Genomic DNA, 25,405 nt, shown 5'->3' with positions numbered 1-25,405 from the left:
GACGTGTAGCAATAGCCTGTTCCTGACCTTATCGTTAACTCTCCGTAAATACAAGCGCCGCACCGCCACCCCATGATCCATACGCAATCGCACGTCACCGAGACCAGCCGCCTAACGGCAGAGCTGCATGCCTTTGCCGATTCTTTTCCGCAGCAACGTGATGCGATCGAAGAATTCACGGCCTTGCTGCGCGATCCGCTCAATCCGTTTGTACGGGAGCGACTGTCAGGGCATTTCACCGCTTCGTGCTGGCTAGTGGAGCCTAAGGGTGAGCGCGTGCTGCTGACCCATCACCGCAAACTGGACCGCTGGCTGCAGCTCGGTGGCCATGCCGACGGCGAATCCGATTTGGCCTTGGCGGCACTGAAGGAGGCCGAAGAGGAATCCGGCCTGTCGGATCTGCAGGTGCTGCCCGGCATCTTTGATGTGGACCGGCACACCATTCCCGCACGCGGCGCCGAACCTGAGCACGATCATTTCGACGTGCGTTACGTCATCGTGGCGATGGGCTCGCTGACACCCACCGTGTCCGAGGAATCCCTCGATCTGGCCTGGTGCGACATCACCGAGCTGGCCGCGGACCGCAGCGGCGATGCATCAATGCTGCGGATGGCACAGCGATGGCTTGGCCTTCGCGATCGGTGGATGTAAAAAAAGCACTGCAAATGCAGTGCTTTTTCAGAGTGCGGAACCGCGGGGGAGATTAGTCGGCGCGGCCGGCAAATTCGCCCGTGGTCGTATTGATGATGATGCGCTCGCCGCCGGCAATATATTCCGGCACCATGATTTCCATGCCGTTGCTCAGTGTGGCGGGTTTAGGACGCTTGGTAGCCGTACCGCCCTTGAGTTCCGGCGGGGTTTCGGTAACTTCGACCGTGATGTTCTGCGGCACCTGCACGCCAACCGGTTGGTCGTCGATAATCTGCACGTAATAGCCCTGCAGATCGGGCAGCACGTACGGCGCGTTGTCACCCACGGACTCGGGCTTCAAGCTGTACGACGTGTAGTCCTCGTCATCCAAGAACACGAACTCATCGCCGTCCATATACGAGAAGGTGGCCAGTCGGCGCTGCAGCTCGACTTCACGCAGTTCATCTTCGGCCTTGAGCGAAAGATCGATCTTGGTACCTCCGGGCACGGAGTACATGGTGAAGCGGTAGTTCACGTTACCGCCACGGCCCTGCGGCGAGCTGCGTTCGATATCGCGAATCTGGTAGGCCTGGCCGTTGTGTTCGACAACCGTGCCTTTCTTCATGTCGTAGGCTTTCATTGGAGAGTGTTCCGTTGGACTTATTTAGCGGTGAGACGGGTGGCGCCATCGAGACGGATGGTTTCGCCGTTGAGGTAGGTGTTGGTGAGAATCGTGCCGACTAGGGCGGCAAAATCTTCCGGCTTGCCCAGACGCGACGGGAAGGGGATCGTAGCCGCCAGCGATTCCTGCACTTGCGGCGGCATGCTGTCCACCATCGGTGTCCAGAACACGCCCGGTGCAATGGTCATGACACGGATGCCGAAACGCGACAGTTCACGCGCCATCGGCAATGTCATGCCGACCACGCCACCTTTCGATGCGGAATAGGCGGCCTGACCGATCTGGCCTTCGTACGCTGCGACCGAGGCGGTATTGATAATGACGCCGCGTTCGCCGTCGGTGCCGGTCTCGTTGGTTTGCATCAGTGCGGCGCCGGCCTTGGCGACGTTGAAGCTGCCGACCAGGTTCACCAACACGGTATTGCGGAAATTGGCCAAAGGCATCGCGCCTTCCTTGCCCAGTACACGACCTGCACCGAGAATGCCGGCGCAGTTCATGACGACGTTCAGACCGCCGAGAAACTCCTTGGCTTCGTTGACATTGGCAACGACTGCGGCCTCGTCGGTGACGTCAGTGGACCAGAAGCGGGCATTGCCTTCGCCCAATTCGGCTACTGCGCTCGCACCTTTGTCGGCATTGACGTCAAACAGTGCGACCTTGCCGCCGTTAGCGACCAGGTATTGCGCAACAGCCAGACCCAGTCCGCTGACGCCGCCGGTGATGACGGCCCGTGCGTTTGATAGTTGCATTGATAAAACTCCGAGTGACTAATTAGAGGAATGACGTTTGACGTAGAGGGCGCGTCCGGCACGGCTTTGCGAAGCGCGGCCTAAGCGTTCAGACAGCCAATGCCCGACGTCGGTCAGGGCATCCAGATCCACACCGGTGCGCAGGCCTTGGCCATGCAGGAAATAGATCACGTCTTCGGTGGCGACGTTGCCGGTGGCGCCCTTGGCGTAAGGACAGCCGCCGGTACCGGCCGCTGAGGCGTCGATCACGCGAGCACCTTCTTCAAGGCAGACCAGGATATTGGCCAGGGCCTGACCATAGGTGTCGTGGAAATGCAGAGCGAGGCGCTCGACCGGTACTTGCTGTGCAACCGCACGCAGCATTGCGCGCGCTTTGGCCGGTGTGCCGACACCGATGGTGTCGCCCAGCGAAATTTCGTAACAGCCGAGTTCATGCATCGCGGTGGCGACGCGCACCACTTCACTCACGGCAACCTCGCCTTGAATCGGACAGCCCAGCACGGTTGAAACATAACCGCGAACCTTGACGTTGTCAGCGCGTGCGGCTTCCATGATGGGGGCGAAGCGCTCCAATGTCTGCGCAATGCTGGCATTGGTATTTTTCAGCGAGAACCCTTCCGATGCGGCGGTAAACACAGCCACTTCGCGAGCGCCGGCTTCGATCGCGCGCTGATAGCCCTGCAGATTGGGTGTAAGGACCGGGTAGTCGACGCCGGGCTTGCGGCGGATGCCGGTCAGGACTTCGGTGGCATCGGCCATTTGCGGAACCCATTTCGGGCTCACGAACGCGGTTGCTTCGATCGAAGGCAGTCCTGTTTCCGAGAGGCGATTGATCAGCTCGATTTTGTCGGCAGTGTTGATGGGCGCCGATTCGTTCTGCAGCCCATCACGCGCGGACATCTCGACGAGGCGAACGTAATCACTCATGCGGCATCTCCTGTTTGCAGACTGACCAGCACCGTATCGGCTTCTACGAATTGGCCGGCTTGCGCGTGGATCGAAGCGATCACGCCATCGCGCGGCGCCTTGAGGCTGAGTTCCATCTTCATGGCTTCGATCACCATGACTTCGGTGCCGGCGAGAACCGTATCGCCTTCGTGCACTGAACACACCACGACACGGCCCGGCATCGGCGCCGTAATGCGGTCACCGGCAGAACCGGCAGCATCGGTGTCGGATTGCCAACGTGACAGCGGTTGCAGCGCGAAGCGGGTCTCGCCATCGTGCAGAACCAGCTGCGGTGACGACGCGAGGATGCGGTATTGATGGCGACGATCGTCTTCGACCCAGCTGATGCTGTCGGCATCGACGCGCACGTTGCTGACCGCTACAGAACGGCCGTCCAAAGCAACGGCAGCCGCGGTGCGTGTTCCGGTAACCTGCAAGGTCATTGGTGCGGCGTCGTGCGGATCCTGAAACAGTCCAATGCGCACGGAAGGTGCAGCGGTACGCCAACCGTCGCCGGCATCCCATGGCGAGTTCGCCGAGGCCGCTGCAGTATTTGTTGCGAACGCGGACCATAAGGCCGCCGCTGTGCGGACCGCAGTCGGTGCGCTGGCCGCTGCGGGCAGCACCTCGGTCAGGTGGCGATCGAGATACGAGGTATCAATCGTGGCGTTAACCACCGAAGGATGTCCCACCAGTCGCTCAAGAAACTCAATGTTCGACTTGGGTCCGACGATTTCGCACTGGGCCAAGGCCTCGCGCAGGCGTTGCAGTGCGGCAGGACGATCGGTATCCCAGACGATGAGCTTGGCGATCATCGGGTCGTAGTAAATCGTGACGCGATCGCCTTGAACCACACCGCTGTCAATACGGACATGACGGCTCGGAGAGGGCAGACGCAGCACGTTCAAGGTACCCGAGGACGGCAGGAAGTTCGCGGACGGATCTTCGGCGTACAGGCGCACTTCGATGGCATGCCCCGTCTGCTTGGCAGGAATTGGCGGCAGCGGCTCGCCGGCGGCAACACGGAGTTGCCATTCGACCAGGTCTTGGCCCAGCACCATTTCGGTGACCGGATGCTCTACCTGCAGGCGTGTGTTGATCTCCATGAAATAGAACCCGCCATCGGTACCGACAATAAACTCGACTGTGCCGGCGTTGACGTAGTCGATGGCTTGGCCGGCCATCACGGCCGCTTCGCCCATGGCCTGGCGCAAGGCCGGGGTCAGGAACGGCGAGGGCGACTCTTCGAGCACTTTCTGATAGCGACGCTGCGCGCTGCATTCGCGTTCGAACAGATGCACGACATTGCCATGCGTGTCGCCGAAAATCTGCATCTCGATATGGCGCGGCGATTCAATAAATCGTTCCAGCAGGACGCGGTCGCGGCCAAACGCATTGAGCGCTTCGCGACGGCAACTCTCCAGCGCGGCGGCAAACTCAGCGGCCGCGCGGACAATACGCATACCTTTGCCACCACCGCCGTGGGCCGCCTTAATCATCAGCGGATAACCGATGGCATCGGCCTGGGTCTGCAGGAACTCAGGATCCTGATTGGGACCGGTGTAACCGGGCACGACCGGCACGCCGGCGGCCTGCATCAGATCCTTAGCGCCGGCTTTGGAGCCCATCTTGCGCATCGATTCGGCGCGCGGACCGATGAACGTCAGACCGGCCTGCTGCACGGCCTCGGCAAAGTCGGCGTTCTCCGACAGAAAGCCATAACCCGGGTGAATCGCCTGCGCGCCGCTACGCAATGCGACATCCAGAATTACATCGCCACGCAGATACGATTCGGACGGCGCATCACCGCCGATCGGATAGGCTTCGTCGGCTTGCAGCACATGCTGCGCCATGGCGTCGGCTGTGGAGTACACCGCCACCGTTCGAATGCCCAGACGCTTAGCGGTGCGAATGATGCGGCAGGCGATTTCGCCGCGATTGGCGATCAGAATCTTGGTCAACATCAAAAGGACATCCAGGTCGGTTTGCGTTTTTCAAGGAAGGCCGTTAAGCCCTCCTGACCTTCAGGGGAGACGCGAAGCGCTGCAATCCGCGCCGCCGTCAGTGCATCTTGCGTGGTGGTGTCTTCGGCGGCGAGCACGTCGCGAATCAGTTGCTTGGCGCTGCCACTGGCAACCGGGCCGGCTGAAAGTAAAGTCTTGATCAGCACCTCGACGGTTGCATCCAGTTCTTCGGGCGCTACGACGTCGTGCAGCAAGCCCATCTGCAGCGCCTTGCCGGCATCAAAGCGTTCCGCGCTTGCAAAGTAACGACGCGCCTGACGGGCGCCGATGGCCTCAATCACATACGGCGAAATGACAGCAGGCAACAAACCGAGTTTGGCTTCGCTGAGTGCAAACAGTGCAGTCGAGGCGCCGATGGCCATATCGCAACAGGCAATCAGCCCGACGCCGCCGCCAAATGCAGCCCCTTGGACCTTGGCGATAGTCGGCTTGGGCAGCTCATTGAGGGTTCGCATCAGCAACGCCAGACGCGAGGCATCTGCCACATTGGTCTGCTCATCGGCGCCGATCAGGCTGCGCATCCAATTCAAATCCGCGCCGGCCGAGAACGAGGCGCCCTCGCTTTCGAGTACGACCACGCGCTCCGGTCCCATGGCTGCAGCCTGCAAGGCGGCCGTCAGCTCGGCAATCAAGGCATCGTCGAAGGCATTGTGAACGGCCGGCCGGTTCATGCGCAGACGTAAAACGCCGTTGCCGGATTCAATCAGAAGGGCTTGGGACATCGGCAAACGCATCCGGGCAGGTCAAACGCCCATTCTAACAAGCTGCCGGAGGGATTAATGGTACTATTGAGATTCATTCCCATTTGCAGAACCGCAACCGTGAGTCCGCTGCATCAACTGGCCAAAGGCGCCTTCGCCAAAGTCCACCACGTCGAAGACCGACACGAGGGGGATCCGATTTCCCGGCGCCTGCGTGAACTCGGTTTTGTCGAAGGCCGGACTGTAGTGATTCGCGCATGGGGTCCGTTCGGTAAGGATCCGCTGATGGTGCAGATCGGCGACAGTCGTTTTGCCTTGCGTCGCAGCGAAGCCGCCCGCGTGCTGGTGGATCGCGAATGAGTGAGTTACGTGTTGCGCTGGCCGGAATGCCCAATTGCGGCAAGACGGCGCTATTTAATCGTCTGACCGGCAGTCGGCAAAAGGTGGCCAACTACGCCGGCGTGACTGTCGAGCGCAAAGAGGGCCAGCTGACCACGTCGCAGGGCCGTCGCATCCGCCTGCTGGATCTGCCCGGTGCGTATTCGCTGGTGCCGGCCTCACTCGACGAGGCCGTTACGCGTGACGTCTTGCGGGGCTTTTATCCGGGTGAGCCGCGACCGGATCTGATTCTGTGCGTTGTTGATAGCACCAACCTGCAAATGCATTTGCGCCTGGTTGCCGAGGTGTTGGCACAAGGTCTGCCAACCGTTCTGGTCCTCAATATGCACGATGCGGCCTCCAAGGCCGGCATTCAGATTGACACCAACGGACTGTCCGCGGCCTTAGGAATTCCGGTGGTGACCTCAGTGGCGGTCCGCAATGATGGCGTGCAGCAAGTGCTCGCACAGCTCGATGCGCCGGTTCCTTCTGCCATGCCAACGCGCGGGGATACACCGATGGAAGGCGCGGATATTGAGTCGGCCACGGTTCTTGCTTCGAACTGGTTCGGACGATTTGTGCGCATGCCTTCGCAACGGGAACGGCTTGATGATCGTCTCGACGCGTGGCTGCTGCATCCGATCGTTGGCCTGCTGACGCTGATGGTGCTGATGTTCTTTATGTTCCAGGCGGTCTATGCCTGGGCCACGCCGATGATGGATGGCATCGAGTCGCTGTTCGGCTCGTTGGGTGAGTTCATCGGTTCGCAGTTGCCTGCAGGTCCGCTGCGTAGCCTGATTGCAGATGGCATCATCGCCGGTGCCGGTGGCGTGCTGGTATTCCTGCCGCAGATTCTGATTCTGTTCGCTTTCATTCTGGTGCTCGAGGAATCGGGTTATCTGCCGCGCGCTGCCTTCCTGCTGGATCGGCTGATGGGCGCAGCAGGGCTGTCGGGTCGTTCGTTTATTCCCTTGCTGTCGAGCTTTGCCTGCGCCGTGCCCGGAATTATGGCGACGCGGAGTATTCCGGATCCGCGCGATCGCTTCGCCACGATTCTGGTCGCGCCGCTGATGACGTGTTCGGCGCGCTTGCCGGTTTATACCTTGCTGATTGGTGCGTTCATCCCTAAGCGCGATATCTGGGGACCGGTCAACCTGCAGGGTTTAGTCCTGTTCGGGCTGTATTTTGCCGGCATTTTCAGTGCGCTGATCGTGTCGTGGTTCCTGAAGAAATGGCGTCGCGACCGGGCTGAACACGCACTGATTTTAGAATTGCCTGCCTACCGTTGGCCCAATCTGCGCGATTTGCTGATTGGCCTGTGGGAACGCGCGATGATCTTTATTAAACGCGTCGGCGGCATCATTCTGGCCATGACCGTGTTGCTGTGGTTCCTGCTGACATTCCCGGGGCCACCGGCTAACGCCACGCTTCCGGCCATTGATTACAGCTTTGCCGGGCAGTTGGGTCATTGGCTGCAGCATCTGTTTGCACCGCTTGGGTTTAATTGGCAAATCGCCATTGCGCTGATTCCGGGCATGGCCGCGCGCGAGGTGATGGTGTCTTCGCTCGGTACGATTTACTCGATGGCCGGTGCCGATGACGATTCCACCATTCGTTTGCTGACGCCAATCATTAGTGAGCAATGGAGTCTGGCGACGGCCTTGTCATTGCTGGTCTGGTATATCTATGCGCCCCAGTGCATATCAACCCTGGCGACGATCAAACGCGAGACCCATTCGTGGCGCAAGATGTTTGCTGCCACGGTGTATCTGTTCGCCTTGGCCTATGGCGCGTCAATGGTGACGTTCCAGGTGGCTAAGGCCTTGGGCTGGAACTAATGAGTCCGCTACTGCAATGGATCATCGTGGCGGTGGCTGTCGTACTGGCACTGCAGTTCGTTATCCGTAAATATTTTCCGGCTTGGATTAAGAGGCAACGGCAAGCATTGGCCATCGCCTTGCTGCGACAACCCGGTCCTGCCTGGCGCCGCCGCTTGGGTCAGCGGATTGCACCGCCTTCAACCGGATCCAAAGCGGGCGGCTGCGAGGACTGCAACGGCTGCGATTAGTCGGTCAGCGCCTTGCACATCTTCAAGTGGGGGATGCCCACTTCGGTAAACCAGTCGCCAACGGCTAAATAGCCGAGTTTTTCGTAGAAGCCGGTGGCGATATCGCGCGCATGCAAGGTCAGTTCATTGGCGCCGGCATCGCGTAAGGCCTGTTCGGTCTGCAGCATCAATTGGCGGCCCAGGCCCTGTTGCTGCAGATCCTCGCGCACGGCCATCTGACGAATCTTGTATTGGCCCGGACCGTACGGCGTGGCAATCACGCAGGCACAAAGGTTGTCACCGTCGAACAGGCCGAAGTGGAAGTCGGACTCCTCATCGCGAATCTGCTCCGGCGTCAGATGAAAGACCAATCCGAGCGGGATGCGCAGGATCGTGTCGCGCAGGTGGTACTCCTGTTGCAAGTCGGTGCCGGAGGTCTGCAGGCGGCGGAACGTTAGTGGCATTGTCTCAAGTCATGCGAAGGCAATTCGTTACTATACGAAACGTATCTTTTCCTCGCGCCTTTTCCGGAGTCTGCTTAGTGGCCAGCGTTAAAAAATCGGGCAAACGCCAAACTGCTTTCGTTTGCAATGAATGCGGCGCCGAGTCCGGTAAGTGGGCAGGTCAGTGCGGTGAATGCGGTGGCTGGAACACCATTACTGAAATCACGCTGGCACCGCCGCGTCCGGGTGCATCTGCAGTTACGCCGGCACGGCGGGCAGGTTGGAGTGGCGAGGGCGGCGCGGTCGCTCAAGCGCTCGAGAGCGTGCCCACGCAAGAGTCCACGCGGCTCTCCACCGGCATTGCCGAACTCGATCGGGTGCTCGGTGGTGGACTGGTTGATGGCGCAGTGGTGTTAGTCGGCGGCGATCCGGGCATCGGTAAATCGACCTTGCTGCTGCAGGCGGTCGTCAAAATGGCACCGGCGGTCAGTTCGCTCTATGTCACCGGTGAGGAATCGCTCAGTCAGGTCGCCGGTCGGGCGGCGCGGCTCGGGTTGCCTTCGACCGGGGTGCAGGCATTGGCCGAGACCCATATTGATCGGATCATTGATCAGGCCACTACGCTCAAGCCGCGGGTGCTGGTCATCGACTCTATTCAAACCATCTGGACCGATGAGCTGACCGCGGCTCCCGGTAGCGTCTCGCAAGTTCGAGAGTCAGCCGCGCGTCTGGTGCGCTTTGCCAAAGAGTCGGGCATCGCGGTGTTCCTGGTCGGGCACGTGACCAAAGAGGGCGGCATTGCCGGTCCGCGCGTGCTCGAGCACATGGTTGATGCGGTGCTGTATTTCGAGGGCGAAAGCGGTGGTCGCCTGCGCCTGCTGCGCGCGTTCAAGAACCGCTTCGGTGCCATCAATGAGTTGGGCGTGTTCGCCATGGCCGAGCGTGGCCTGCGCGAGGTGCCCAACCCGTCGGCTATGTTTCTGTCGGGCGCCACCGGCGATCAGCCGGGGAGCTGCGTCACTGTCACGCGCGAGGGCACACGTCCACTACTGGTCGAGGTGCAATCGCTAGTCGATGACAGTTCGCTCAGCAATCCGCGGCGTGTGGCGGTAGGTTTGGATGGCAATCGCCTGGCCATGCTGTTGGCGGTCTTGCATCGGCATGCGGGTATCGTCATGGGCGATCAGGATGTCTTCGTCAACATTGTCGGCGGTATCCGTCTGCAGGAGACCGCGGCCGATTTGCCGGTCCTTCTGGCAATTCACTCGTCACTGCGTGATACGCCATTGCCGGCCAATCTGCTGGCCTTTGGCGAGGTGGGTTTATCGGGTGAGTTGCGACCGGTACCCGGCGGCGAGGACCGCCTACGCGAGGCGGCGACGCACGGGTTCAAAAAGGCCATCGTGCCGCGTGCCAATGCACCCAAGGCAGGTCGCATCGGGGAGTTGCAAGTGATTGGTGTCGGCACTCTGGCCGAGGCGCTGGACGCGTTGTGATCTGAGATGTGACCGGCGCTTAGACCGGTGCTTTGACCTGCGTCGCAGGCGCAAAGTCCTCAGTTCGGGCCGTAGCGCTGTTCCAGGATGTACGTCACCCCAAAGAACGCCAAGGCCAGAAACGCAAATGCCACTAGTGTCCATTTGGCGGCACGCACGCCGCGCCAGCCGTATTTCCAGCGGCCCAGCAGCAGGCCGCCAAAGATCAGCCACGAGACAATACTCAAAATGGTTTTGTGTGCCAGATGCTGCGCAAACAGATCGCTGACAAAGAGCAGGCCGGTGACCAGCGTCAGTGTCAGCAGCGCAAAGCCGAGTTTGATAGTCCGGAACAGCATGGTCTCGATCGTGACCAAAGGCGGCAAGCCCAACAGCAGATGGCTGCGCTGACGCGTACGCAGGGCGCGCTCCTGAAGCCAGAGCATCAATGCAAACACGGCGGCCAAAGCCAGCGCTGCAGCCGACAGCAATGCGATCCAGGCGTGCAGTTGCAACGGCCAGCTCTGCGGAGTAGTGGTCGGCGTGTGGCCGGCCTTTTGGTACGCGAGCACCGCCAGCGAGGCCAGGGGGAACACGACGAGCCCGGCACTGGTCATGCGGCCTTGGCGCTTTAGAGCCAGCGTCATGCCGGCCATGCCAAGCGTCACCAATGAGATGGCCGCAAAGAAATGCATGTCCGGCGCGCCCAGCAAACGGGCAACCCAGGCGTGAGCCGCAGCGTGCAGAAACACCGCCAGACCGGCGAACCACGGCCACCAGCGTGTGGTGCGGGGCAGGGGCGGCAGAGTGGCATCCGTGGCTTGGGCAGGGCGGCCGTGCAGGCTCATCACCAGCGCGAACGTGGCGAGCCAGTACCAGACAAAGGCGAGAAACGGCAGAATCATAAGCGTTCAAGTATAGCCCAGCGGTTGCAGGCGGACTCTATAATAGGGAGTTCGCTCCTTTGCAGAAGTTTCATGTTCGAGTCCCTTACACAACGCCTCACCGGAACTATCGACCGCCTGCGCGGCCGTGGCCGCCTGACCGAAGAAAACATCAGCGATGCATTGCGCGAAGTGCGTGTCGCGCTGTTGGAGGCTGACGTTGCGTTGCCCGTCGTCATCGAGCTGATCCGTCGCATCAAGGAACGCGCTGTCGGGCAGGAGGTTCTGGCCTCACTGACTCCGGGTCAGTCGCTAATCAAGATCGTTAAGGATGAGATGACGGCAGTCATGGGCTCCGAGGCGAGCCAGCTCAATCTCAACGTGCCGGCACCGGCCGTAATTCTGATGGCCGGCCTGCAAGGTGCCGGTAAGACCACCACGGTAGGCAAGCTCGGCAAGTTCCTGAAGGAAAAGCATCGCAAAAAGGTGCTAGTGGTGTCGGCCGACGTGTATCGTCCCGCCGCCATCGCCCAGCTCGAAACCCTGGCTAAGCAGGTGGGTGTCGAGTTCTTCCCAAGTTCTACGGATCAGTCGCCGATCGCGATCGCCCGTGCGGCCATCGAACATGCGCGTAAGACCTATGCCGATGTGGTGCTGGTCGATACCGCCGGTCGTCTTGCCATTGATACGGCGATGATGGCTGAGATCAAGGCGCTTCATGCTGCCATTGATCCGGTCGAAACCCTGTTCGTGGTTGATGCCATGACCGGTCAGGATGCGGCCAACACCGCCAAGGCTTTCCGTGAGGCGCTGCCGCTGACCGGTGTGGTGCTGACCAAGCTCGATGGTGATGCGCGCGGTGGTGCGGCGCTGTCGGTCCGTTACATTACCGAGCGGCCGGTTAAGTTTGTCGGTATCGGCGAAAAGCCTGATGGCCTGGATGTCTTCCATCCCGATCGCATTGCCGGACGCATTCTCGACATGGGCGACGTGCTGTCACTGGTCGAAGAAGTGCACGACAAGGTTGACAAGGAAAAGGCCGCCAAGCTGGCCGATAAGGTCGCCAAGGGCAAAAAGTTCAATCTGAACGACATGCGTGATCAGCTCGAGCAGATGCAGAACATGGGGGGCTTGCACGGTCTGATGGACAAGCTGCCCGGCATGGGCAAGATCCCCGATAACGTCAAGGGTCAGATCTCCGGCAAGGAAGTGCCGCGCATGATTGCCATCATCAACTCGATGACCGAAAAAGAGCGCCGCAATCCGGGCATTCTGAACGGCTCGCGACGCAAGCGCGTGGCGCTAGGTTCGGGCCAGACCCCGGCCGATGTGAACCGCCTGCTCAAGCAGTACCAGCAGATGGAAACCATGATGGCCAAGTTCTCCGGCGGCGGCATGAAGGGCCTGATGCGCGGCATGAAGGGCATGAATTCCCTGATGGGTATGCGCGGCAAAATGCCCTTCTGAATGCCTCGGGCTGGGGGTTTTCTTTTGAAAAACAACCAGTTATAATATTCGGCTTACCCCGTCATTCCGGCGGCTGGTCCTATCAAGGAAATCTGTACCATGGTCAAGATTCGACTGACCCGCGGCGGCGCTAAAAAGCGTCCGTTCTACCACATCATCGTCACCGACAGCCGTTCGGCCCGTGACGGTCGCAACATCGAGCGCGTGGGTTTCTACAACCCGGTTGCTCGCGGCAATGAAAAGCGCGTCGAACTGAACATCGATCGCGTGAATCATTGGGTTTCCAACGGTGCTCAAATGACCGAAAAGGTTGCGGTGCTGTTCAAGGAAGCGAACAAGGCCGGCACTGAAGCCGTAGCCTAATCCTTTCGCCGTTTCTGATGTCTTCTTCGGAAACCGCAAATCAAGGGCGTCTGATCCTGCTCGGCAGGGTTTTAGGCGCCCTTGGTCTTAAGGGCGACGTGAAAATCGAGTCGTTTACCGACCCTCGTCATGCCATCTTCCGTTACCAGCCCTGGACTTTAAAGCGCAATGAGCGCTCGCCCAACACATTGGCGCAGGTGCAGGCTGATTTCTCTACCGATCTGATGCAGTACGGTGTGGCCTCCTTGCAGGGCGTCAAAGGGCGCGAGCAGGGCAAGCATCTGGCGGCGCGTCTTCCGGGTGTTTCCGATCGCAACGCAGCCGAGGCGGTCGTCGGTCTGGACATCTACGTCGAGCGTTCTCAGCTGCCACCACCGGCCGAGGGCGAGTTCTACTGGATCGATCTCGAAGGCCTGCGCGTCGTCAATCTCGAGGGCGCAGACTTGGGTACCGTATCCCATTTGTTCGGTACGGGTGCCAACGATGTGATCGCAGTCCGCGATGATTCGCGCGAACGACTGATCCCGTTTGTGCGGCCTCAGTTCGTTACCGATATTGAGTTCGAGCAAGGCTTGATCACGGTCGATTGGGACCCTGAGTTCTAGACCCATGCGCATTGATTGCATCACCTTGTTCCCGGAACTGATTCAGGCCGCGGCCTCAGCCGGGATCGTCGGTCGTGCACACGAGCGCGCCCTGGTGCAAACGCAGACCTGGAATCCGCGCGACTATGCCGTCGGCAACTATCGCCGCGTTGATGACCGCACCGCCGGCGGCGGTGCCGGTATGGTGATGATGCTCGAGCCGTTGCGCCAATGTCTGCAGGCTGTCAAAGTCGAAGCGGCCGAGGTCACTTCGCACGTGGTGTATTTCTCACCGCAAGGCAAACCGCTGACGCAGGCACGGGTCCGTGAACTGGCGGCCATGCCGCATCTGGTTCTGATCTGCGGTCGCTACGAGGGCGTGGACGAGCGCTTCATTGCAAATGCCGTTGACGAAGAAATCTCACTCGGTGATTTCGTGCTCAGCGGCGGTGAGTTGCCCGCCGCAGTACTGATCGATGCCGTGACGCGTGTGCAGGAGGGAGCGATGTCCGATATGGACAGTGCGCGCCTCGATAGCTTCGAAGACGGGCTGCTGGATCATCCGCATTTCACCAAGCCCAATAGCGACGAGTGGGGCGACATTCCTGCGGTCCTGCTGGGCGGCAATCATGCGCAAATCGCGCAATGGCGCCGTCAGCAGCAGCTGCAACGCACTTTTGAGCGGCGCCCGGACCTGCTGAAATCGGCACCGTTAAGCCCCGCAGACCGCCAATTTCTTGACCGGCTCCGCGCACAGACGGACAAGAACAAGTAAAAACCCCGTAAGTGCTTGTTTTCATAAGAAAACGCATGCATAATATTGGGCTCGCTGTACCCCAAAACCATTAAGCCCAGGTCTGGATCTTCGGCATTCGGGACCGACAACATTTAAAACAGGCAAAACACCATGTCCATTCATACCCTGCTGCAAGAATTCGAAGCCGGCCAAGCTACCCGCCAACTGCCGGAATTCAGCCAAGGCGACACCGTTGTCGTCAACGTCAAAGTTAAGGAAGGCAACCGTGAACGCGTCCAGGCCTACGAAGGCGTTGTGATCGCGATCAAGAATGCCGGTCTGAACTCTTCGTTCACCGTCCGCAAGATTTCGCACGGCTACGGCGTGGAACGCGTGTTCCAAACCCATAGCCCGACCATCGACTCGGTCAGCCTGAAGCGTCGCGGTAAAGTCCGCGCTGCCAAGCTGTACTACCTGCGTGGTCTCGAAGGCCGCAAGGCACGCATCACCGAAGACTTGGCCGCCGGTGCCAAGGCCAAGGCTGCTGCCGCTGCTGCCAAGAAGGAAGCTGCTGCCGAGTAAGGCGCAAGCCCCGGCAACTGCTTTTAAGCACAAGGACGGTCGCCTCTGGCGGCCGTTCCTGTTTCTGAACTCCGGAACTGAAATTGGAACCGACGCAAGAACTCAAAGTCCGACTCGACCTATGGTTATGGGCCACGCGCTTTTTTAAGACGCGCGCCTTGGCCAAGCAGGCCATTGAAACGGGCAAGGTCGAAATCGCCGGCGAGCGGCCGAAGGCCTCGCGGCAGGTGAAACTCGGCGATGCGCTGGTGATTCGCCGTGGCATTGAGACCTTTTACGTCACCGTGACCGGCTTGCTGGATCAGCGCGTGGCATACGCACAGGCCGTGCAGCACTACTCGGAAACCGAAGAGTCTGTCGCTGCGCGAGAAAAAGCACGTGCCGAACAACGCGCTCAGGCGACGGGTTACCGCGCCCCGGAAACGAAACCGGATAAACGGGCCCGCCGCCTGATTCGTGCGCTCGGCGACTTGGAAATGCTGTAAGCGCCTAACCGCAGTTAAGCGCCTAGCACCTCAGCGATTTAGGATTTCAGAAAACGCGATGCAGCCGAGAGCGCGTCGCCGATGCCGAGTTGGCCATCGCCATCTTGATCCAGCAGATTGCCGAGCAAACCGCCCGCGCCCGGTTGCTGACGGATTTGTTCCTGTTCCTGACCCAGCACCGACTGCAGCTGCGTCGGCGAAGCGGCTTGCTGGCCGCCAAAGAAACGCTTGGCCAGATAGGCCATCACAATCGGTGCCAGGATTTGCATCAGCATGCGCGTTTGCGGCGAATTGAGGCCCGTGGCGCTGCCCAGAGTCTGTTCTGCGGCCTGCTGCTTGCCACCGAAAATGTGGCCGAGAATGGCGGGCGCTGCGGCGGCGGCCATGCCGGCTTGCGGGCTCAGACCGGCGCTGCTGTTGCCGCCGCCGAGAACGGCGCCGAGCACCGAACCGATATCCAGACCCTGGTGATCATTCTGCAGCGCACCGAACAGTGCCTCTGCGCCTTGCGGTTGTTGCGCGTTTTGGCCCAGTGCGCCGATCAGCATTGGCAGAGCGGCTTGGATCGCCGATTCGGCCGTGCCGGGATCCACTCCGAGTTGCTGGCTGACTTGTTGCACCGGGGCACCGCTGAGTTGGCCCAGCAGATCATTAACGAGATTCATGGAATGGCATCCTTTGCGAGTTGAAAGACAGACACCATCGTCGCATGCAATTCGTTAAAACGGCACCAAGATCAGCTGAGACTCTTCAGCCTGTAGAGAGCTTCGAGCGCTTGCTTGGGTGTCAGCTCGTCGGGATCCAGACTGCGCATGGCCTTGCGCAGGGCATCTTCGGCCTCGAACAGGCCGAACTGTCGCGGCGCATCGAGTTGCATCGGAGTCAGTGGAGCCGTGGACGAAGGCGCCGATTCCAGCTCGGCCAGGCGACCGCGTGCGGCGGCCAGCACGGTCTTCGGCAGGCCGGCGAGCGCTGCCACCTGCAGACCGTATGAGCGCGAGGCAGGGCCTTCCTTGACGGCATGCATGAACACGAGTCCGTCGCCATGTTCCACGGCGTCCAAGTGCACGTTGGCGACACCGGGCACGTCGTTGGCTAAGGTCGTCAGCTCAAAATAGTGGGTTGCGAACAGCGTGTAGGCCCGATTGTGCTGGGCCAGATGCAGGGCGCTCGCTTCGGCCAGTGCCAGGCCGTCGTAGGTTGAAGTGCCGCGGCCAATCTCATCCATCAGCACCAGGGACTGATCGGTGGCATGGTGCAGGATGTACGCCGTTTCCGACATCTCTACCATGAAGGTGGACTGGCCCTTGGCCAAGTCATCGCCGGCGCCGATCCGCGTCAGGATACGGTCGATGGGGCCGATGACCGCCTGCGTTGCCGGCACGAAACTGCCGATATGCGCCAACAGCACAATCAGGGCGTTCTGCCGCATAAAGGTCGATTTACCACCCATATTCGGACCGGTAATGATCAGCAGACGGCGCTGCAACTGCGCCTCGTCATCGCCAAGGACCAGATCGTTCGGTTCGAAGGGTTCGTCGCGCACGGCCTCGACCACCGGGTGACGGCCGGCCACAATCTGCAGTCCGGGTTCGTCGCGCAATTGCGCCGCACGCCAGTCATTGGCCTCGGCCACTGTCGCAAACGTGCCGAGCACATCGAGCTCGGCCAGGGCCAACGCGCACTCGCGCAAGGCATCCAGCTCCACCTGCAGCCGATCCAGCAACTGCTCGTACAGAAACTTCTCGCGACTCAGGGCCCGCTCACGTGCCGAGAGGACCTTGTCTTCGAACGATTTAAGTTCTTCGGTAATGTAGCGCTCGGCATTGGCCAGCGTCTGGCGCCGCGTGTAATGCACCGGAATCGTCGCACCCACCGCCTGCGCCTTGGTGATTTCGATGTAGTAGCCGTGCACCCGGTTATAGCCAACCTTGAGACCGGAAATTCCGGACTGCTCGCGTTCGCGCACTTCGAGATCGACCAGAAACTGATCCGCATTCGACGACAGCATCTTGAGCTCATCGAGCTCGGCATCAAAACCATCGGCGAAGACGCCTCCATCGCGGACCGTCAACGGGGCGATGGGTACCAACGCAGCCTGCAAATGCGCAGCGAGTTCGGCGTGTTGGCCATCTAATGGAGCGCGTAGTGCCTGCAGGCGCGGCGAGTCGATTCCCTGCAGCGCGGTAGCCAGCTCGGGCAGGGTGTGCAAGGCATCGCGTAGCGTCGTCAGGTCTTTAGGCCGTGCAGAACGAAGGGCAATGCGCGACAGGATGCGTTCCACGTCGCCCAAACCGCTCAGCGGTGAGCGTAGCGATTCCGGAGCGTTGGCATCGAGCAGGGCTTGGACCGCCTGTGTGCGTTGCCGCACCGTGGACTGATCGCGCAAGGGGCGATGCAACCACCGACGCAACATGCGTGCCCCCATCGGCGAGCGCGTGCGATCGAGAATGCCGAGAAGGGTGTGGCGCACTTCGCCATCGGCGCGCGTGTCCAGTTCCAGATGCCGACGCGTTGCCGCATTCATGGCGATGGCATCGTCGCCCGTTTCCACCACGATCGAACGCAAGTGCGGCAGGCTCTGTTTTTGCGTCTCCTGCAGATAGGCGAGCAGACCGGCCGCCGCACCGATCGCCAAGGGCTTGTCCTGCAGACCGAACGGCTGCAAGTCATGCAGGCCAAAGAAGCGTTCGATCTGTCCGCGACCGCTATCGCTGTCAAATAGCCACGGCGCGCGCAAACGGGCGCCGCGCTGCGCGGTCAACCATTCGGGCCAGTCGCCGTCATCGGGAATCAACAGTTCGGCGGGTTGCAGGCGTGCCAGCTCGGTCTCGAGCTGATCGGTCCCTGCGACCTCGGCGGCCAGAAACCGTCCGGCCGACAGTTCGGCCCAGGCCAGACCGTAGCCCTGTTTGCCGCGCGAGATCGCCAGCAGCAAGTTGTCACGACGGTCGGGGAGCAGGGCCTCGTCGGTGACGGTGCCCGGTGTCACGATCCGCACGACTTTGCGCTCGACCAGTCCTTTCGACTGGGCGGGATCACCAATCTGTTCGCATATGGCCACGGATTCACCCAGGGCCACCAGCCGCGCCAGATAGCCTTCGGCAGCGTGGTACGGAACACCGGCCATCGGAATCGGCGCTCCCGCCGAGGACCCGCGCTGTGTCAGCGTAATATCGAGGAGTTTGGCCGCCTTGCGCGCGTCGTCATAGAACAATTCGTAGAAGTCGCCCATGCGAAAGAACACCAGCACATCGGGATGGTCCGCCTTGGCCGCAAAGAACTGCTTCATGAGCGGGGTATGCTCAGGCGTTCCGGTGGCAGCGCCTGTTTTGGCGCGGCTCGTTGCGGTTTCAGCGGGCGAAGTGGACTCGGATTCGTGCATTGCGGACTCAAAAACGGTGGGATCACCGGCTGGAGCGCGGCGGCGAACCGGATACTGCAAGTATCGCCTGACCGGCACCTTCCGTCGAGATTCCGTTGCGCACCGGAAAGTCGAAGAGCAAGGGGAACATTTACAGCAATTGGCTGCGGATCTGAACGCCCGCTGATTGCGCTTCGAACGGTTTGGGTGCAGAAAAGCCCTTGTTTTCAGGGGTTTTGTGGCGGATGTAAAGCGACTGTATACGTTCGCCTGCGTGTTTTGAACAGTTCCTTACAGGGGCGCGGGAGACACTGGCTATGCCTTAGGGCAATTCGAAATAAAACCACCGAACAGGAGAATTCACATGAATCAGCGTCTCGAAGAAGCTCGCGCAAACGCCAGCATCCCTTACGATCGCTATCAGCAGGAGTTCCAGCAGTCGTACGAAAAGGCCCCGTATTACCGTGACGGCCAATCCTGGCAAGACTACGAGCCGGCCTATAAGTACGGTTATGACCAGTATGCGTCAGCAACCGGTCGCAAGTGGGAAGAAGTGAAGAGCGAACTGGAACAGGGTTGGGACAAGGCCAAGGGTGAAAGCCGCATGGCCTGGGAACAAGCCAAGGATGCCGTTCGTGCCGGTTGGGATCGTCTCGAAAGGGCAATGCCGGGCGATGCCGATAACGACGGCCGCTAAGCGCTAGCGGTACTACTGTAGCGTCATCTGTTGCTCGAACAGGCCCCGGCACTCGTCGGGGCCTTCTTGCGTCTCAGTGACGGGCTAGGCTTGCGTTCTGATGCATGACGATCGTATGCACAGGGTAGGGCACTTGAATGTGCGCCGGGAGCGCCCCAGTTCTTTCAGTACTCAATCCCCGCTATGGGAACAACGCATGACCGCTTCAAAACTGTTTGAACCCTATACCCTCGGTGACATCACGCTGTCCAATCGCGTCGTGATGGCCCCTCTGACCCGCAACCGTGCCGGCAAAGGCTTCGTTCCCAGCGAATTCGCTGCCGAGTATTACAGCCAACGTGCCGGCGCCGGTCTGATCATCGCCGAAGCCACGCAGATCTCGCAGCAGGGCCAGGGCTATCAGGACACCCCTGGCATCTACACTCAGGCACAGATTGACGGCTGGCGCGAAGTCACCGATGCCGTGCACGCCAAGGGCGGCAGGATCTTTCTGCAACTGTGGCACGTCGGCCGCATCTCGCACGTGGACCTGCAGCCGCAAGGTGGTGCCCCGGTGGCGCCATCGGCCATCAGGGCCGAGGCAAAGACCTATGTCAACAACACGTTCGTTGATGTGTCCGAGCCGCGCGCACTCGAACTCGATGAACTGCCGGGCATCATCAATGACTTCCGCCAGGCGGCAGCCAATGCAATTGCGGCCGGTTTTGATGGTGTCGAAATTCACGGTGCCAACGGCTACCTGCTGGATCAGTTCGCAAAGGATGGCGCCAACGTGCGTACCGATGCCTACGGCGGCTCGATCGAAAACCGCGCGCGCCTGATGCTCGAAGTGGCCGAAGCCATCGTCAACGAAATCGGCGCCGAACGCACCGGTATCCGCATCTCGCCGGTCTCGCCGGCCAACGGTGTTTCCACCGGCGATCCGCAAGCCCAGTTCAATTACATCGTTGAAAAGCTGAGCGACTTGAACCTGGTCTATCTGCACGTCGTCGAAGGCGCCACCGGCGGTCCGCGCGACGTCGCACCGTTTGACTTCGATGCCCTGCGCAGCAAGTTCAAGAACACCTACATGGCCAACAACGGTTACACACTGGAGATGGCCAACGAGCATCTGGACGCCGGCACGGCCGACCTGATTGCTTTCGGTCGTCCCTTTATCGGCAACCCGGATCTGGTCGAACGTCTGCGTACGGGGGCTGAACTGGTCAACTTCAACCCGGCAACTTTGTACGGCCAGGGCGCCGAAGGGTATATCGACTACCCGCCGATGGACTAAGCGCGGCAGACTGATTCGGCCACGCGCCCGCAGCCGCTTCGAATCCATTTGGGAATAGCTACCACCCAACACACCCGGCATCCGTCGGGTGTGTTTTTTTTGGCGGCGGGCGGGCTGGTGTGTTTTTTTTCGCGGCGGCAGGGTGAGATGATATAAAAGTGATATCATCAATTTACACCCCTTGTGAAGGAGCGCAACAGATGGAATCCAAACCACGTGACAACCGCCTGGTGCTGAACCGCGAAACGCCGGCACGGACTTTCAGCGGCTACATTCTGCTGGTCGTGCTGTTAGCCGTGGCAGCGGCCAGTATCTATGGCATCGTCAGTCTGTCCCAGTTCGACGGTGATCCTTCATTGGCTCAGGTTGTGCCGCGCATCCTGGGGCCAGTCCTTGTGGCGTTGATCGCCAAGGGCTTCTTCCTGCTGCAGCCCAACCAGGCGGCAGCGATCCAGCTGTTTGGTGCCTATCAGGGTACTGACCGCAACACCGGTCTGCGCTGGACTTGGCCGTGGCTGTCCAAGCGCAAGATCTCGGTACGCATTCACAACGTGACGTCTGAGCGTCTCAAGGTCAACGACAAGCGCGGCAACCCCGTCGAAATCGCGGCTAACGTCGTCTGGCGCGTCGACGACACCGCACAGGCACTGTTCGACGTGGATGACTACCGCGAGTTCGTCAACATCCAGATCGAATCGGCCGTGCGCGCCATCGGGTCCAAGTATCCCTACGATGATTTCGACCACGATGAGCTGACCCTTCGCGGCGACGGCGATCACGTCGCCAACGAAATGGCCGCCGAACTGCAGGAACGCGTGCGCGCCGCCGGTGTCATCATTGACGAAACCCGCCTGACGCACTTGGCCTACGCACAGGAAATCGCCGGTGCGATGCTCCGCCGCCAGCAGGCGCAAGCCGTCGTCGCGGCCCGCCACACCCTGGTCGAGGGCGCGGTCGGCATGGTCGAAATGGCCCTGGAACAACTGTCGGCCAAGAATGTCGTCGAACTCGACGACGAGCGCCGCGCCGCCATGGTCTCCAACCTGATGGTGGTGCTGTGCGGCGAGCGCGACACGCAGCCGATCGTCAACGCCGGTTCGCTGTACCAGTAATGGTCAGGCAGTCACTGCCGTGAACGACAGCGCGCGCAAAGCGTTTGCCCTGCGCCTGGATCCGTCCCTGCATGCGGCACTGGAACGCAGTGCCGCGACGGATCTGCGCAGCGTCAACGCCCAGATCGAGGTCCTGTTACGCGAGGCCCTCGAGCGCCGGGGCGTCAAGCTCGCGCCCCCGCTCACCCTCAAACGCGGCCGCAAAAAAAATGGGGACGGAGGGAATTAATTTCCCTTAACATCTGCAACGAGTCGATCCCCGTTCTCTTTGCAGAAGGGCTCGCTCATCGGCGGCAGAATCTCCAGTGCGGTCTCAATCGGGCGGCACCAGCGCACGCCGCGTTCGGTCACTAGCACCGGGCGCTCCAGCAGAATCGGATGCAGCTGCACCGCGGCCAGTAACTCATCGTCACTGAGCGAAGGATCGTCCAGCCCCAGCTCGCTATACACGGCTTCTTTCCGCCGCAGGACATCACGCACCTGCAGACCTGCACGCGCCACCAGATCCTTGAGCGTGGCGGGGTCGGGCACCTCATGAAGGTATTCGATGACGGTCGGCTCTTCGCCAAGATGACGCACCAGAGCCAGCGTGTTACGCGACGTGCTGCATTTGGGATTGTGATAAATCGTGACGCTCATAAGTCGCTCGTGGACAAGCAAAGGAACCGCTATAGTGTAGCGATGACCATGCCGACACCGCCTTCTGACGACGAGCTCCAGACCCTCTCGCGCCAAATCGGCGAGCTCGCGCGTGACAAACACCACATGCTGGTAACGGCCGAAAGCTGCACCGCCGGCTGGATTGCTAAATGTCTGACCGATGTCGCCGGTTCCTCGGCCTGGTTCGAGTCGGGCGTGGCGGTCTATTCGTACGAGGCGAAACAGGCGCTGCTCGGTGTCCGTCCCGAAACGCTGGAGGCCCATGGCGCCGTCTCGCGCGAAACCGTGATGGAGATGGTCTCCGGCGCGATCTCGCGGAGCGGGGGTACCTTGGCCGTGGCCGTGACCGGTATCGCAGGGCCGGGCGGGGGCACTGCGGACAAGCCCGTTGGCACCGTCTGGGTCGCCTGGAAATCCCGCGGCAGCTACACCACCGCCGAGATGTTCCATTTCGAAGGCGATCGTGACGCCGTTCGTCGCCAGGCTGTGAGCCAGGCTCTGCGCGGCCTGCACCGACTGTTGTCGGCCTAGGCAAAATTTTTTTCACGAGACACTTGCGTTAGTCAAAAGTTAGTAGTATTACTACTAACCATGGACACGACCGAAACCCAATTGCAGATCCTCGCTCTAGTTGCGGACCGCATCAGTCAAGATGGTCTCCCGCCGAGCCAGGCCGAAATTGCCCAAGCTATGGGCTTTGCCGGCGTTCGCGCCGCCCAATACCACCTAGAGGCGCTCGAGGCCCAAGGTGCCGTCTACAAGATCCCCGGCAAGGCACGCGGCCTACGCGTCACTTCCACTGGCTTTGCCATGCTGGGTCGAGACACGAGCGTGGACTCCGATTTCCTCGGTCCCGTAGTCACCACCATTGAGCGCAGCCTGGCGGCCCACGGCCTGATGCTGCCGGTGCTGGGGCGGGTTGCTGCCGGCGTGCCAATCGGCGCCGATGTGCACAGTGACGAACAGCTGCTGTTCGACCGCGTGCTGTTCTCGCTGATGCCGGACTACCTGCTGCGCGTCAAAGGCGACTCCATGATTGACGAGGGCATCTTCGACGGCGACCTCATCGGCGTGCACCGTACTACTGAGGCCCGTAACGGTCAGATCGTCATCGCCCGTATCGAGGATGAAATCACCGTCAAGTTGCTCAAGCGCACTAAAGATCGCATCTACCTGCTGCCGCGCAATCCCGACTACGAACCGATCGAGGTGCCGGTCGACGCCGATTTCGCGATCGAGGGCTTGTATTGCGGCCTGATTCGTCCCAACGGCCAAGCGGCCTGATAGTTCGCTTTTACAGACAGAAATTGAATTGGAGAGTACACGCATGAATTCTTCCTATCGCCATAATCCCCAGCAAGTCCGCTTGAGCAATGTTCTGCTCGGTGCCGTCCTAGTCACTGCCGAGTGGTTTTCCGATCGCGTTCGCAGTGCCCGCGCGGCACGCTGGATTGCCGACTGACTGTTTCATTCCATGAGACGCACACCCCGTAGCATGGATTTCAGTCCCCGGTTTCAACCCTATTTTTCTTAAGGAACACAAAGATGGATGACAACAAGAAACGCGCACTGACCGCCGCCCTCGGTCAGATTGAAAAGCAGTTCGGCAAGGGCTCTGTCATCCGTATGGGTGATCGCATTGTCGAGGCTGCCGAGGTCATCGGTACCGGTTCGATCATGCTCGATGTCGCCCTCGGCATTGGCGGCCTGCCCAAGGGCCGTGTCGTAGAAATCTACGGTCCTGAGTCCTCGGGCAAGACCACGCTGACCCTGCAAGCCATTGCAGAATGCCAAAAGACCGGCGGCACCTGCGCCTTTATCGACGCCGAACATGCCCTGGATCCGATTTACGCCACCAAGCTCGGCGTCAATATTGATGACCTGCTGGTCTCGCAACCCGACACCGGTGAACAGGCGCTGGAAATTGCCGACATGCTGGTGCGTTCCAATGCCGTTGACATGGTGGTGGTCGACTCGGTCGCCGCACTGACGCCACGCGCTGAAATTGAGGGCGAAATGGGCGATCAGCTGCCGGGCCTGCAAGCCCGTCTGATGAGCCAGGCTCTGCGCAAGCTGACCGGTAACATCAAGCGTTCCAACTGCCTGGTCATCTTCATCAACCAACTGCGTATGAAGATCGGCGTCATGATGCCTGGTCAAAGCCCGGAAACCACTACCGGTGGTAATGCCCTCAAGTTCTACGCATCGGTCCGTCTGGATATCCGCCGCATCGGTGCCATCAAAAAGGGCGACGAGATCATCGGTAACCAGACCCGCATCAAGGTCGTTAAGAACAAGATGGCACCTCCGTTCAAGCAAGTCGTTACGGAAATTCTGTACGGCGAGGGCATCTCCCGTGAGGGTGAACTGCTGGAGCTTGGCGCAGACGCCAAGCTGGTTGAAAAGTCCGGTTCTTGGTACAGCTACGATGGCGAACGCATCGGCCAAGGCAAGGAAAATGCCCGTCAGTTCCTAAAGGACAATCGCGCAATGCGTGATCGTCTCGAGGCTGCCGTTCGCGAAAAGCTGTTCACGCCGATTGAGCCCGTACCAGCCGCAGCGGATAGAGCGGACGAACTGGACGACTAATAATGTCGGTCGGTCGTCGCCGCACTGCTCTGCAGCAGGGCATCGCCTATCTCAGCCGGCGCGAGTACTCTCGTCAGGAGCTCTCGCGTCGGCTGATTGATTGCGGCTATGAGACGTCCGAGGTCGGCACCGCGCTCGATCGGCTAGTGGCCGAGGGCTGGCAAGATGACACCCGTTTCGCCCAGGCGCTGGTACGAATGCGGGCAGTGTCGGGCTACGGCCCGCTGCGGATACGGCATGAACTCTCAAAGCATGGTTTAGGCGATCGCATGGCCGATCAGATCCTGGATCCCTACGGGCCGCGCTGGACAGACATTGCCACCGAGTGGGTAGTGCGGCGTTACGGTGGCGGAGCGGAGTTTGCCGCCGATCATGCCATGCGCCGCAAAGCCGGTGATTTTCTGCTGCGCCGGGGCTTTGAGGTCGGGGTCATGCACAATGCCCTCCGGGCGGCTGCAGAGACAGAAATCGCTTAAATTCAAGCGCTTAAACTGGTATTCTGGAGCGATTCGCCGCGCATTTGCGGCCA

General features: G+C 60.5%; 30 protein-coding genes. 20 read left to right on the top strand and 10 right to left on the bottom strand.

What is annotated here, in order from left to right; all coding sequences use genetic code 11:
* Positions 1–72: 72 nt before the first annotated feature.
* Entirely contained in the window at positions 73–651 is a 579-nt protein-coding gene (locus tag V3390_RS08345; RefSeq protein ID WP_331704077.1) for an NUDIX hydrolase, read from the top strand.
* Between the two features lie 52 nt (positions 652–703).
* On the opposite strand, the gene efpL is transcribed toward V3390_RS08345, so the two are convergent.
* From efpL to V3390_RS08320, 5 genes are read right to left on the bottom strand one after another with little or no spacing between them, the layout of a single operon-like run.
* Entirely contained in the window at positions 704–1,270 is a 567-nt protein-coding gene (efpL, locus tag V3390_RS08340) for an elongation factor P-like protein EfpL (RefSeq protein WP_331688844.1), read from the bottom strand.
* A gap of 20 nt (positions 1,271–1,290) precedes the next feature.
* Positions 1,291–2,061, bottom strand: a complete 771-nt coding sequence (locus V3390_RS08335) for an SDR family NAD(P)-dependent oxidoreductase (RefSeq protein ID WP_331704076.1) — start codon at positions 2,059–2,061, stop codon at positions 1,291–1,293.
* A gap of 18 nt (positions 2,062–2,079) precedes the next feature.
* Positions 2,080–2,988, bottom strand: a complete 909-nt coding sequence (locus tag V3390_RS08330) for a hydroxymethylglutaryl-CoA lyase (RefSeq protein WP_331704075.1) — start codon at positions 2,986–2,988, stop codon at positions 2,080–2,082.
* Positions 2,985–4,973, bottom strand: coding sequence for an acetyl/propionyl/methylcrotonyl-CoA carboxylase subunit alpha (locus tag V3390_RS08325; protein WP_331704074.1), 1,989 nt, complete (start codon positions 4,971–4,973; stop codon positions 2,985–2,987). Before V3390_RS08325 ends, V3390_RS08330 begins: the two co-directional genes overlap by 4 nt.
* On the bottom strand, positions 4,973–5,755 hold the full coding sequence (locus V3390_RS08320; RefSeq protein ID WP_331704073.1) for an enoyl-CoA hydratase-related protein: 783 nt from the start codon (positions 5,753–5,755) through the stop codon (positions 4,973–4,975). Before V3390_RS08320 ends, V3390_RS08325 begins: the two co-directional genes overlap by 1 nt.
* Before the next feature lie 99 nt (positions 5,756–5,854).
* On the opposite strand from V3390_RS08320, the gene V3390_RS08315 reads away from it, so the two are divergent.
* From V3390_RS08315 to V3390_RS08305, 3 genes are read left to right on the top strand one after another with little or no spacing between them, the layout of a single operon-like run.
* Complete coding sequence (locus tag V3390_RS08315) at positions 5,855–6,094, top strand: FeoA family protein (protein ID WP_406805107.1); 240 nt, start codon at positions 5,855–5,857, stop codon at positions 6,092–6,094.
* Positions 6,091–7,950 (top strand): ferrous iron transporter B, encoded by a 1,860-nt coding sequence (gene feoB, locus V3390_RS08310; RefSeq protein ID WP_331704072.1) that lies wholly within the window; start codon positions 6,091–6,093, stop codon positions 7,948–7,950. The genes V3390_RS08315 and feoB overlap by 4 nt, the downstream gene beginning before the upstream one ends.
* Complete coding sequence (locus tag V3390_RS08305) at positions 7,950–8,180, top strand: DUF6587 family protein (protein WP_331704071.1); 231 nt, start codon at positions 7,950–7,952, stop codon at positions 8,178–8,180. Before feoB ends, V3390_RS08305 begins: the two co-directional genes overlap by 1 nt.
* On the opposite strand, the gene V3390_RS08300 is transcribed toward V3390_RS08305, so the two are convergent.
* Positions 8,177–8,623, bottom strand: coding sequence for a GNAT family N-acetyltransferase (locus tag V3390_RS08300; protein ID WP_331704070.1), 447 nt, complete (start codon positions 8,621–8,623; stop codon positions 8,177–8,179). The genes V3390_RS08305 and V3390_RS08300 overlap by 4 nt on opposite strands.
* Before the next feature lie 77 nt (positions 8,624–8,700).
* Between V3390_RS08300 and radA the strand changes: the two genes are divergently transcribed.
* Positions 8,701–10,098, top strand: a complete 1,398-nt coding sequence (gene radA / locus V3390_RS08295; RefSeq protein WP_331704069.1) for a DNA repair protein RadA — start codon at positions 8,701–8,703, stop codon at positions 10,096–10,098.
* Between the two features lie 59 nt (positions 10,099–10,157).
* Here the strand turns inward: radA and V3390_RS08290 are convergent, their stop codons facing one another.
* The gene (locus V3390_RS08290; protein WP_331704068.1) at positions 10,158–10,982 is read right to left on the bottom strand and encodes a cytochrome C assembly family protein; all 825 of its coding nucleotides are present in this window, start codon (positions 10,980–10,982) and stop codon (positions 10,158–10,160) included.
* 72 nt (positions 10,983–11,054) lie between these two features.
* Here V3390_RS08290 and ffh point away from each other — a divergent pair, with 72 nt between their 5' ends.
* From ffh to V3390_RS08260, 6 genes are all read left to right on the top strand, one after another.
* On the top strand, positions 11,055–12,428 hold the full coding sequence (ffh, locus tag V3390_RS08285; RefSeq protein ID WP_331688834.1) for a signal recognition particle protein: 1,374 nt from the start codon (positions 11,055–11,057) through the stop codon (positions 12,426–12,428).
* 99 nt (positions 12,429–12,527) lie between these two features.
* Positions 12,528–12,791 carry a 30S ribosomal protein S16 gene (gene rpsP / locus V3390_RS08280; RefSeq protein WP_331688833.1) on the top strand — a complete coding sequence of 88 codons (264 nt, stop codon included), beginning with the start codon at positions 12,528–12,530 and terminating at the stop codon, positions 12,789–12,791.
* Between the two features lie 17 nt (positions 12,792–12,808).
* The gene (gene rimM / locus V3390_RS08275) at positions 12,809–13,396 is read left to right on the top strand and encodes a ribosome maturation factor RimM (protein ID WP_331704067.1); all 588 of its coding nucleotides are present in this window, start codon (positions 12,809–12,811) and stop codon (positions 13,394–13,396) included.
* A gap of 4 nt (positions 13,397–13,400) precedes the next feature.
* Complete coding sequence (trmD, locus tag V3390_RS08270; RefSeq protein ID WP_331688831.1) at positions 13,401–14,150, top strand: tRNA (guanosine(37)-N1)-methyltransferase TrmD; 750 nt, start codon at positions 13,401–13,403, stop codon at positions 14,148–14,150.
* Positions 14,151–14,282: 132 nt separating this feature from the next.
* Complete coding sequence (rplS, locus tag V3390_RS08265) at positions 14,283–14,693, top strand: 50S ribosomal protein L19 (RefSeq protein ID WP_331688830.1); 411 nt, start codon at positions 14,283–14,285, stop codon at positions 14,691–14,693.
* 83 nt (positions 14,694–14,776) lie between these two features.
* Positions 14,777–15,178 (top strand): RNA-binding S4 domain-containing protein, encoded by a 402-nt coding sequence (locus V3390_RS08260; protein ID WP_331688829.1) that lies wholly within the window; start codon positions 14,777–14,779, stop codon positions 15,176–15,178.
* 38 nt (positions 15,179–15,216) lie between these two features.
* Here the strand turns inward: V3390_RS08260 and V3390_RS08255 are convergent, their stop codons facing one another.
* Complete coding sequence (locus tag V3390_RS08255) at positions 15,217–15,843, bottom strand: DUF937 domain-containing protein (RefSeq protein WP_331704066.1); 627 nt, start codon at positions 15,841–15,843, stop codon at positions 15,217–15,219.
* 71 nt (positions 15,844–15,914) lie between these two features.
* A complete protein-coding gene (mutS, locus tag V3390_RS08250; protein WP_425493029.1) occupies positions 15,915–18,563 on the bottom strand; it encodes a DNA mismatch repair protein MutS in 2,649 nt (882 codons plus the stop codon).
* 343 nt (positions 18,564–18,906) lie between these two features.
* Here mutS and V3390_RS08245 point away from each other — a divergent pair, with 343 nt between their 5' ends.
* The 4 genes from V3390_RS08245 (at position 18,907) to V3390_RS08230 (ending at position 21,856) form a co-directional block, all read left to right on the top strand.
* Positions 18,907–19,239: a hypothetical protein gene (locus V3390_RS08245; RefSeq protein ID WP_331704065.1), complete on the top strand. Its 333-nt coding sequence runs from the start codon at positions 18,907–18,909 to the stop codon at positions 19,237–19,239.
* Between the two features lie 196 nt (positions 19,240–19,435).
* Positions 19,436–20,515 (top strand): alkene reductase, encoded by a 1,080-nt coding sequence (locus V3390_RS08240; protein ID WP_331688826.1) that lies wholly within the window; start codon positions 19,436–19,438, stop codon positions 20,513–20,515.
* A gap of 200 nt (positions 20,516–20,715) precedes the next feature.
* Positions 20,716–21,627 carry an SPFH domain-containing protein gene (locus V3390_RS08235; RefSeq protein ID WP_331704064.1) on the top strand — a complete coding sequence of 304 codons (912 nt, stop codon included), beginning with the start codon at positions 20,716–20,718 and terminating at the stop codon, positions 21,625–21,627.
* A 19-nt stretch (positions 21,628–21,646) separates the two neighbouring features.
* Complete coding sequence (locus V3390_RS08230) at positions 21,647–21,856, top strand: type II toxin-antitoxin system antitoxin (RefSeq protein ID WP_331688824.1); 210 nt, start codon at positions 21,647–21,649, stop codon at positions 21,854–21,856.
* Here the strand turns inward: V3390_RS08230 and arsC are convergent.
* Positions 21,853–22,266 carry an arsenate reductase (glutaredoxin) gene (gene arsC / locus V3390_RS08225; RefSeq protein ID WP_331688823.1) on the bottom strand — a complete coding sequence of 138 codons (414 nt, stop codon included), beginning with the start codon at positions 22,264–22,266 and terminating at the stop codon, positions 21,853–21,855. The two genes, V3390_RS08230 and arsC, sit on opposite strands and share 4 nt — an antisense overlap.
* Before the next feature lie 42 nt (positions 22,267–22,308).
* On the opposite strand from arsC, the gene V3390_RS08220 reads away from it, so the two are divergent.
* From V3390_RS08220 to V3390_RS08200, 5 genes are all read left to right on the top strand, one after another.
* Entirely contained in the window at positions 22,309–22,818 is a 510-nt protein-coding gene (locus V3390_RS08220; protein ID WP_406805105.1) for a CinA family protein, read from the top strand.
* A 60-nt stretch (positions 22,819–22,878) separates the two neighbouring features.
* On the top strand, positions 22,879–23,571 hold the full coding sequence (lexA, locus tag V3390_RS08215) for a transcriptional repressor LexA (protein ID WP_331688821.1): 693 nt from the start codon (positions 22,879–22,881) through the stop codon (positions 23,569–23,571).
* 43 nt (positions 23,572–23,614) lie between these two features.
* Positions 23,615–23,749, top strand: coding sequence for a hypothetical protein (locus V3390_RS08210; protein ID WP_331688820.1), 135 nt, complete (start codon positions 23,615–23,617; stop codon positions 23,747–23,749).
* Between the two features lie 83 nt (positions 23,750–23,832).
* Positions 23,833–24,876 carry a recombinase RecA gene (recA, locus tag V3390_RS08205; RefSeq protein WP_331688819.1) on the top strand — a complete coding sequence of 348 codons (1,044 nt, stop codon included), beginning with the start codon at positions 23,833–23,835 and terminating at the stop codon, positions 24,874–24,876.
* A 2-nt stretch (positions 24,877–24,878) separates the two neighbouring features.
* Positions 24,879–25,352: a regulatory protein RecX gene (locus tag V3390_RS08200; protein ID WP_331704063.1), complete on the top strand. Its 474-nt coding sequence runs from the start codon at positions 24,879–24,881 to the stop codon at positions 25,350–25,352.
* The last annotated feature ends 53 nt before the right edge of the window (positions 25,353–25,405 follow it).

Source organism: Aquilutibacter rugosus (genome assembly GCF_036541335.1).
Classification (GTDB): domain Bacteria; phylum Pseudomonadota; class Gammaproteobacteria; order Xanthomonadales; family Xanthomonadaceae; genus Aquilutibacter; species Aquilutibacter rugosus.
The sequence above is the reverse complement of the archived record's forward strand: the minus strand, read 5'-3'. Positions and strand labels throughout refer to the sequence as shown.

What these genes read in the sequence shown, in the direction of transcription:
- V3390_RS08290 (WP_331704068.1), bottom strand. Translation starts at nt 10,982, where the DNA reads ATGATTCTGCCGTTTCTCGCCTTTGTCTGGTACTGGCTCGCCACGTTC.
- V3390_RS08305 (WP_331704071.1), top strand. Translation starts at nt 7,950, where the DNA reads ATGAGTCCGCTACTGCAATGGATCATCGTGGCGGTGGCTGTCGTACTG.
- V3390_RS08325 (WP_331704074.1), bottom strand. Translation starts at nt 4,973, where the DNA reads ATGTTGACCAAGATTCTGATCGCCAATCGCGGCGAAATCGCCTGCCGC.
- V3390_RS08220 (WP_406805105.1), top strand. Translation starts at nt 22,309, where the DNA reads ATGACCATGCCGACACCGCCTTCTGACGACGAGCTCCAGACCCTCTCG.
- trmD (WP_331688831.1), top strand. Translation starts at nt 13,401, where the DNA reads ATGCGCATTGATTGCATCACCTTGTTCCCGGAACTGATTCAGGCCGCG.
- V3390_RS08330 (WP_331704075.1), bottom strand. Translation starts at nt 2,988, where the DNA reads ATGAGTGATTACGTTCGCCTCGTCGAGATGTCCGCGCGTGATGGGCTG.
- lexA (WP_331688821.1), top strand. Translation starts at nt 22,879, where the DNA reads ATGGACACGACCGAAACCCAATTGCAGATCCTCGCTCTAGTTGCGGAC.
- V3390_RS08345 (WP_331704077.1), top strand. Translation starts at nt 73, where the DNA reads ATGATCCATACGCAATCGCACGTCACCGAGACCAGCCGCCTAACGGCA.
- efpL (WP_331688844.1), bottom strand. Translation starts at nt 1,270, where the DNA reads ATGAAAGCCTACGACATGAAGAAAGGCACGGTTGTCGAACACAACGGC.
- V3390_RS08245 (WP_331704065.1), top strand. Translation starts at nt 18,907, where the DNA reads ATGAATCAGCGTCTCGAAGAAGCTCGCGCAAACGCCAGCATCCCTTAC.
- ffh (WP_331688834.1), top strand. Translation starts at nt 11,055, where the DNA reads ATGTTCGAGTCCCTTACACAACGCCTCACCGGAACTATCGACCGCCTG.
- V3390_RS08210 (WP_331688820.1), top strand. Translation starts at nt 23,615, where the DNA reads ATGAATTCTTCCTATCGCCATAATCCCCAGCAAGTCCGCTTGAGCAAT.
- V3390_RS08200 (WP_331704063.1), top strand. Translation starts at nt 24,879, where the DNA reads ATGTCGGTCGGTCGTCGCCGCACTGCTCTGCAGCAGGGCATCGCCTAT.
- mutS (WP_425493029.1), bottom strand. Translation starts at nt 18,563, where the DNA reads ATGCACGAATCCGAGTCCACTTCGCCCGCTGAAACCGCAACGAGCCGC.
- V3390_RS08320 (WP_331704073.1), bottom strand. Translation starts at nt 5,755, where the DNA reads ATGTCCCAAGCCCTTCTGATTGAATCCGGCAACGGCGTTTTACGTCTG.
- feoB (WP_331704072.1), top strand. Translation starts at nt 6,091, where the DNA reads ATGAGTGAGTTACGTGTTGCGCTGGCCGGAATGCCCAATTGCGGCAAG.
- V3390_RS08235 (WP_331704064.1), top strand. Translation starts at nt 20,716, where the DNA reads ATGGAATCCAAACCACGTGACAACCGCCTGGTGCTGAACCGCGAAACG.
- V3390_RS08255 (WP_331704066.1), bottom strand. Translation starts at nt 15,843, where the DNA reads ATGAATCTCGTTAATGATCTGCTGGGCCAACTCAGCGGTGCCCCGGTG.
- V3390_RS08300 (WP_331704070.1), bottom strand. Translation starts at nt 8,623, where the DNA reads ATGCCACTAACGTTCCGCCGCCTGCAGACCTCCGGCACCGACTTGCAA.
- V3390_RS08240 (WP_331688826.1), top strand. Translation starts at nt 19,436, where the DNA reads ATGACCGCTTCAAAACTGTTTGAACCCTATACCCTCGGTGACATCACG.
- rplS (WP_331688830.1), top strand. Translation starts at nt 14,283, where the DNA reads ATGTCCATTCATACCCTGCTGCAAGAATTCGAAGCCGGCCAAGCTACC.
- arsC (WP_331688823.1), bottom strand. Translation starts at nt 22,266, where the DNA reads ATGAGCGTCACGATTTATCACAATCCCAAATGCAGCACGTCGCGTAAC.
- rimM (WP_331704067.1), top strand. Translation starts at nt 12,809, where the DNA reads ATGTCTTCTTCGGAAACCGCAAATCAAGGGCGTCTGATCCTGCTCGGC.
- recA (WP_331688819.1), top strand. Translation starts at nt 23,833, where the DNA reads ATGGATGACAACAAGAAACGCGCACTGACCGCCGCCCTCGGTCAGATT.
- V3390_RS08335 (WP_331704076.1), bottom strand. Translation starts at nt 2,061, where the DNA reads ATGCAACTATCAAACGCACGGGCCGTCATCACCGGCGGCGTCAGCGGA.
- rpsP (WP_331688833.1), top strand. Translation starts at nt 12,528, where the DNA reads ATGGTCAAGATTCGACTGACCCGCGGCGGCGCTAAAAAGCGTCCGTTC.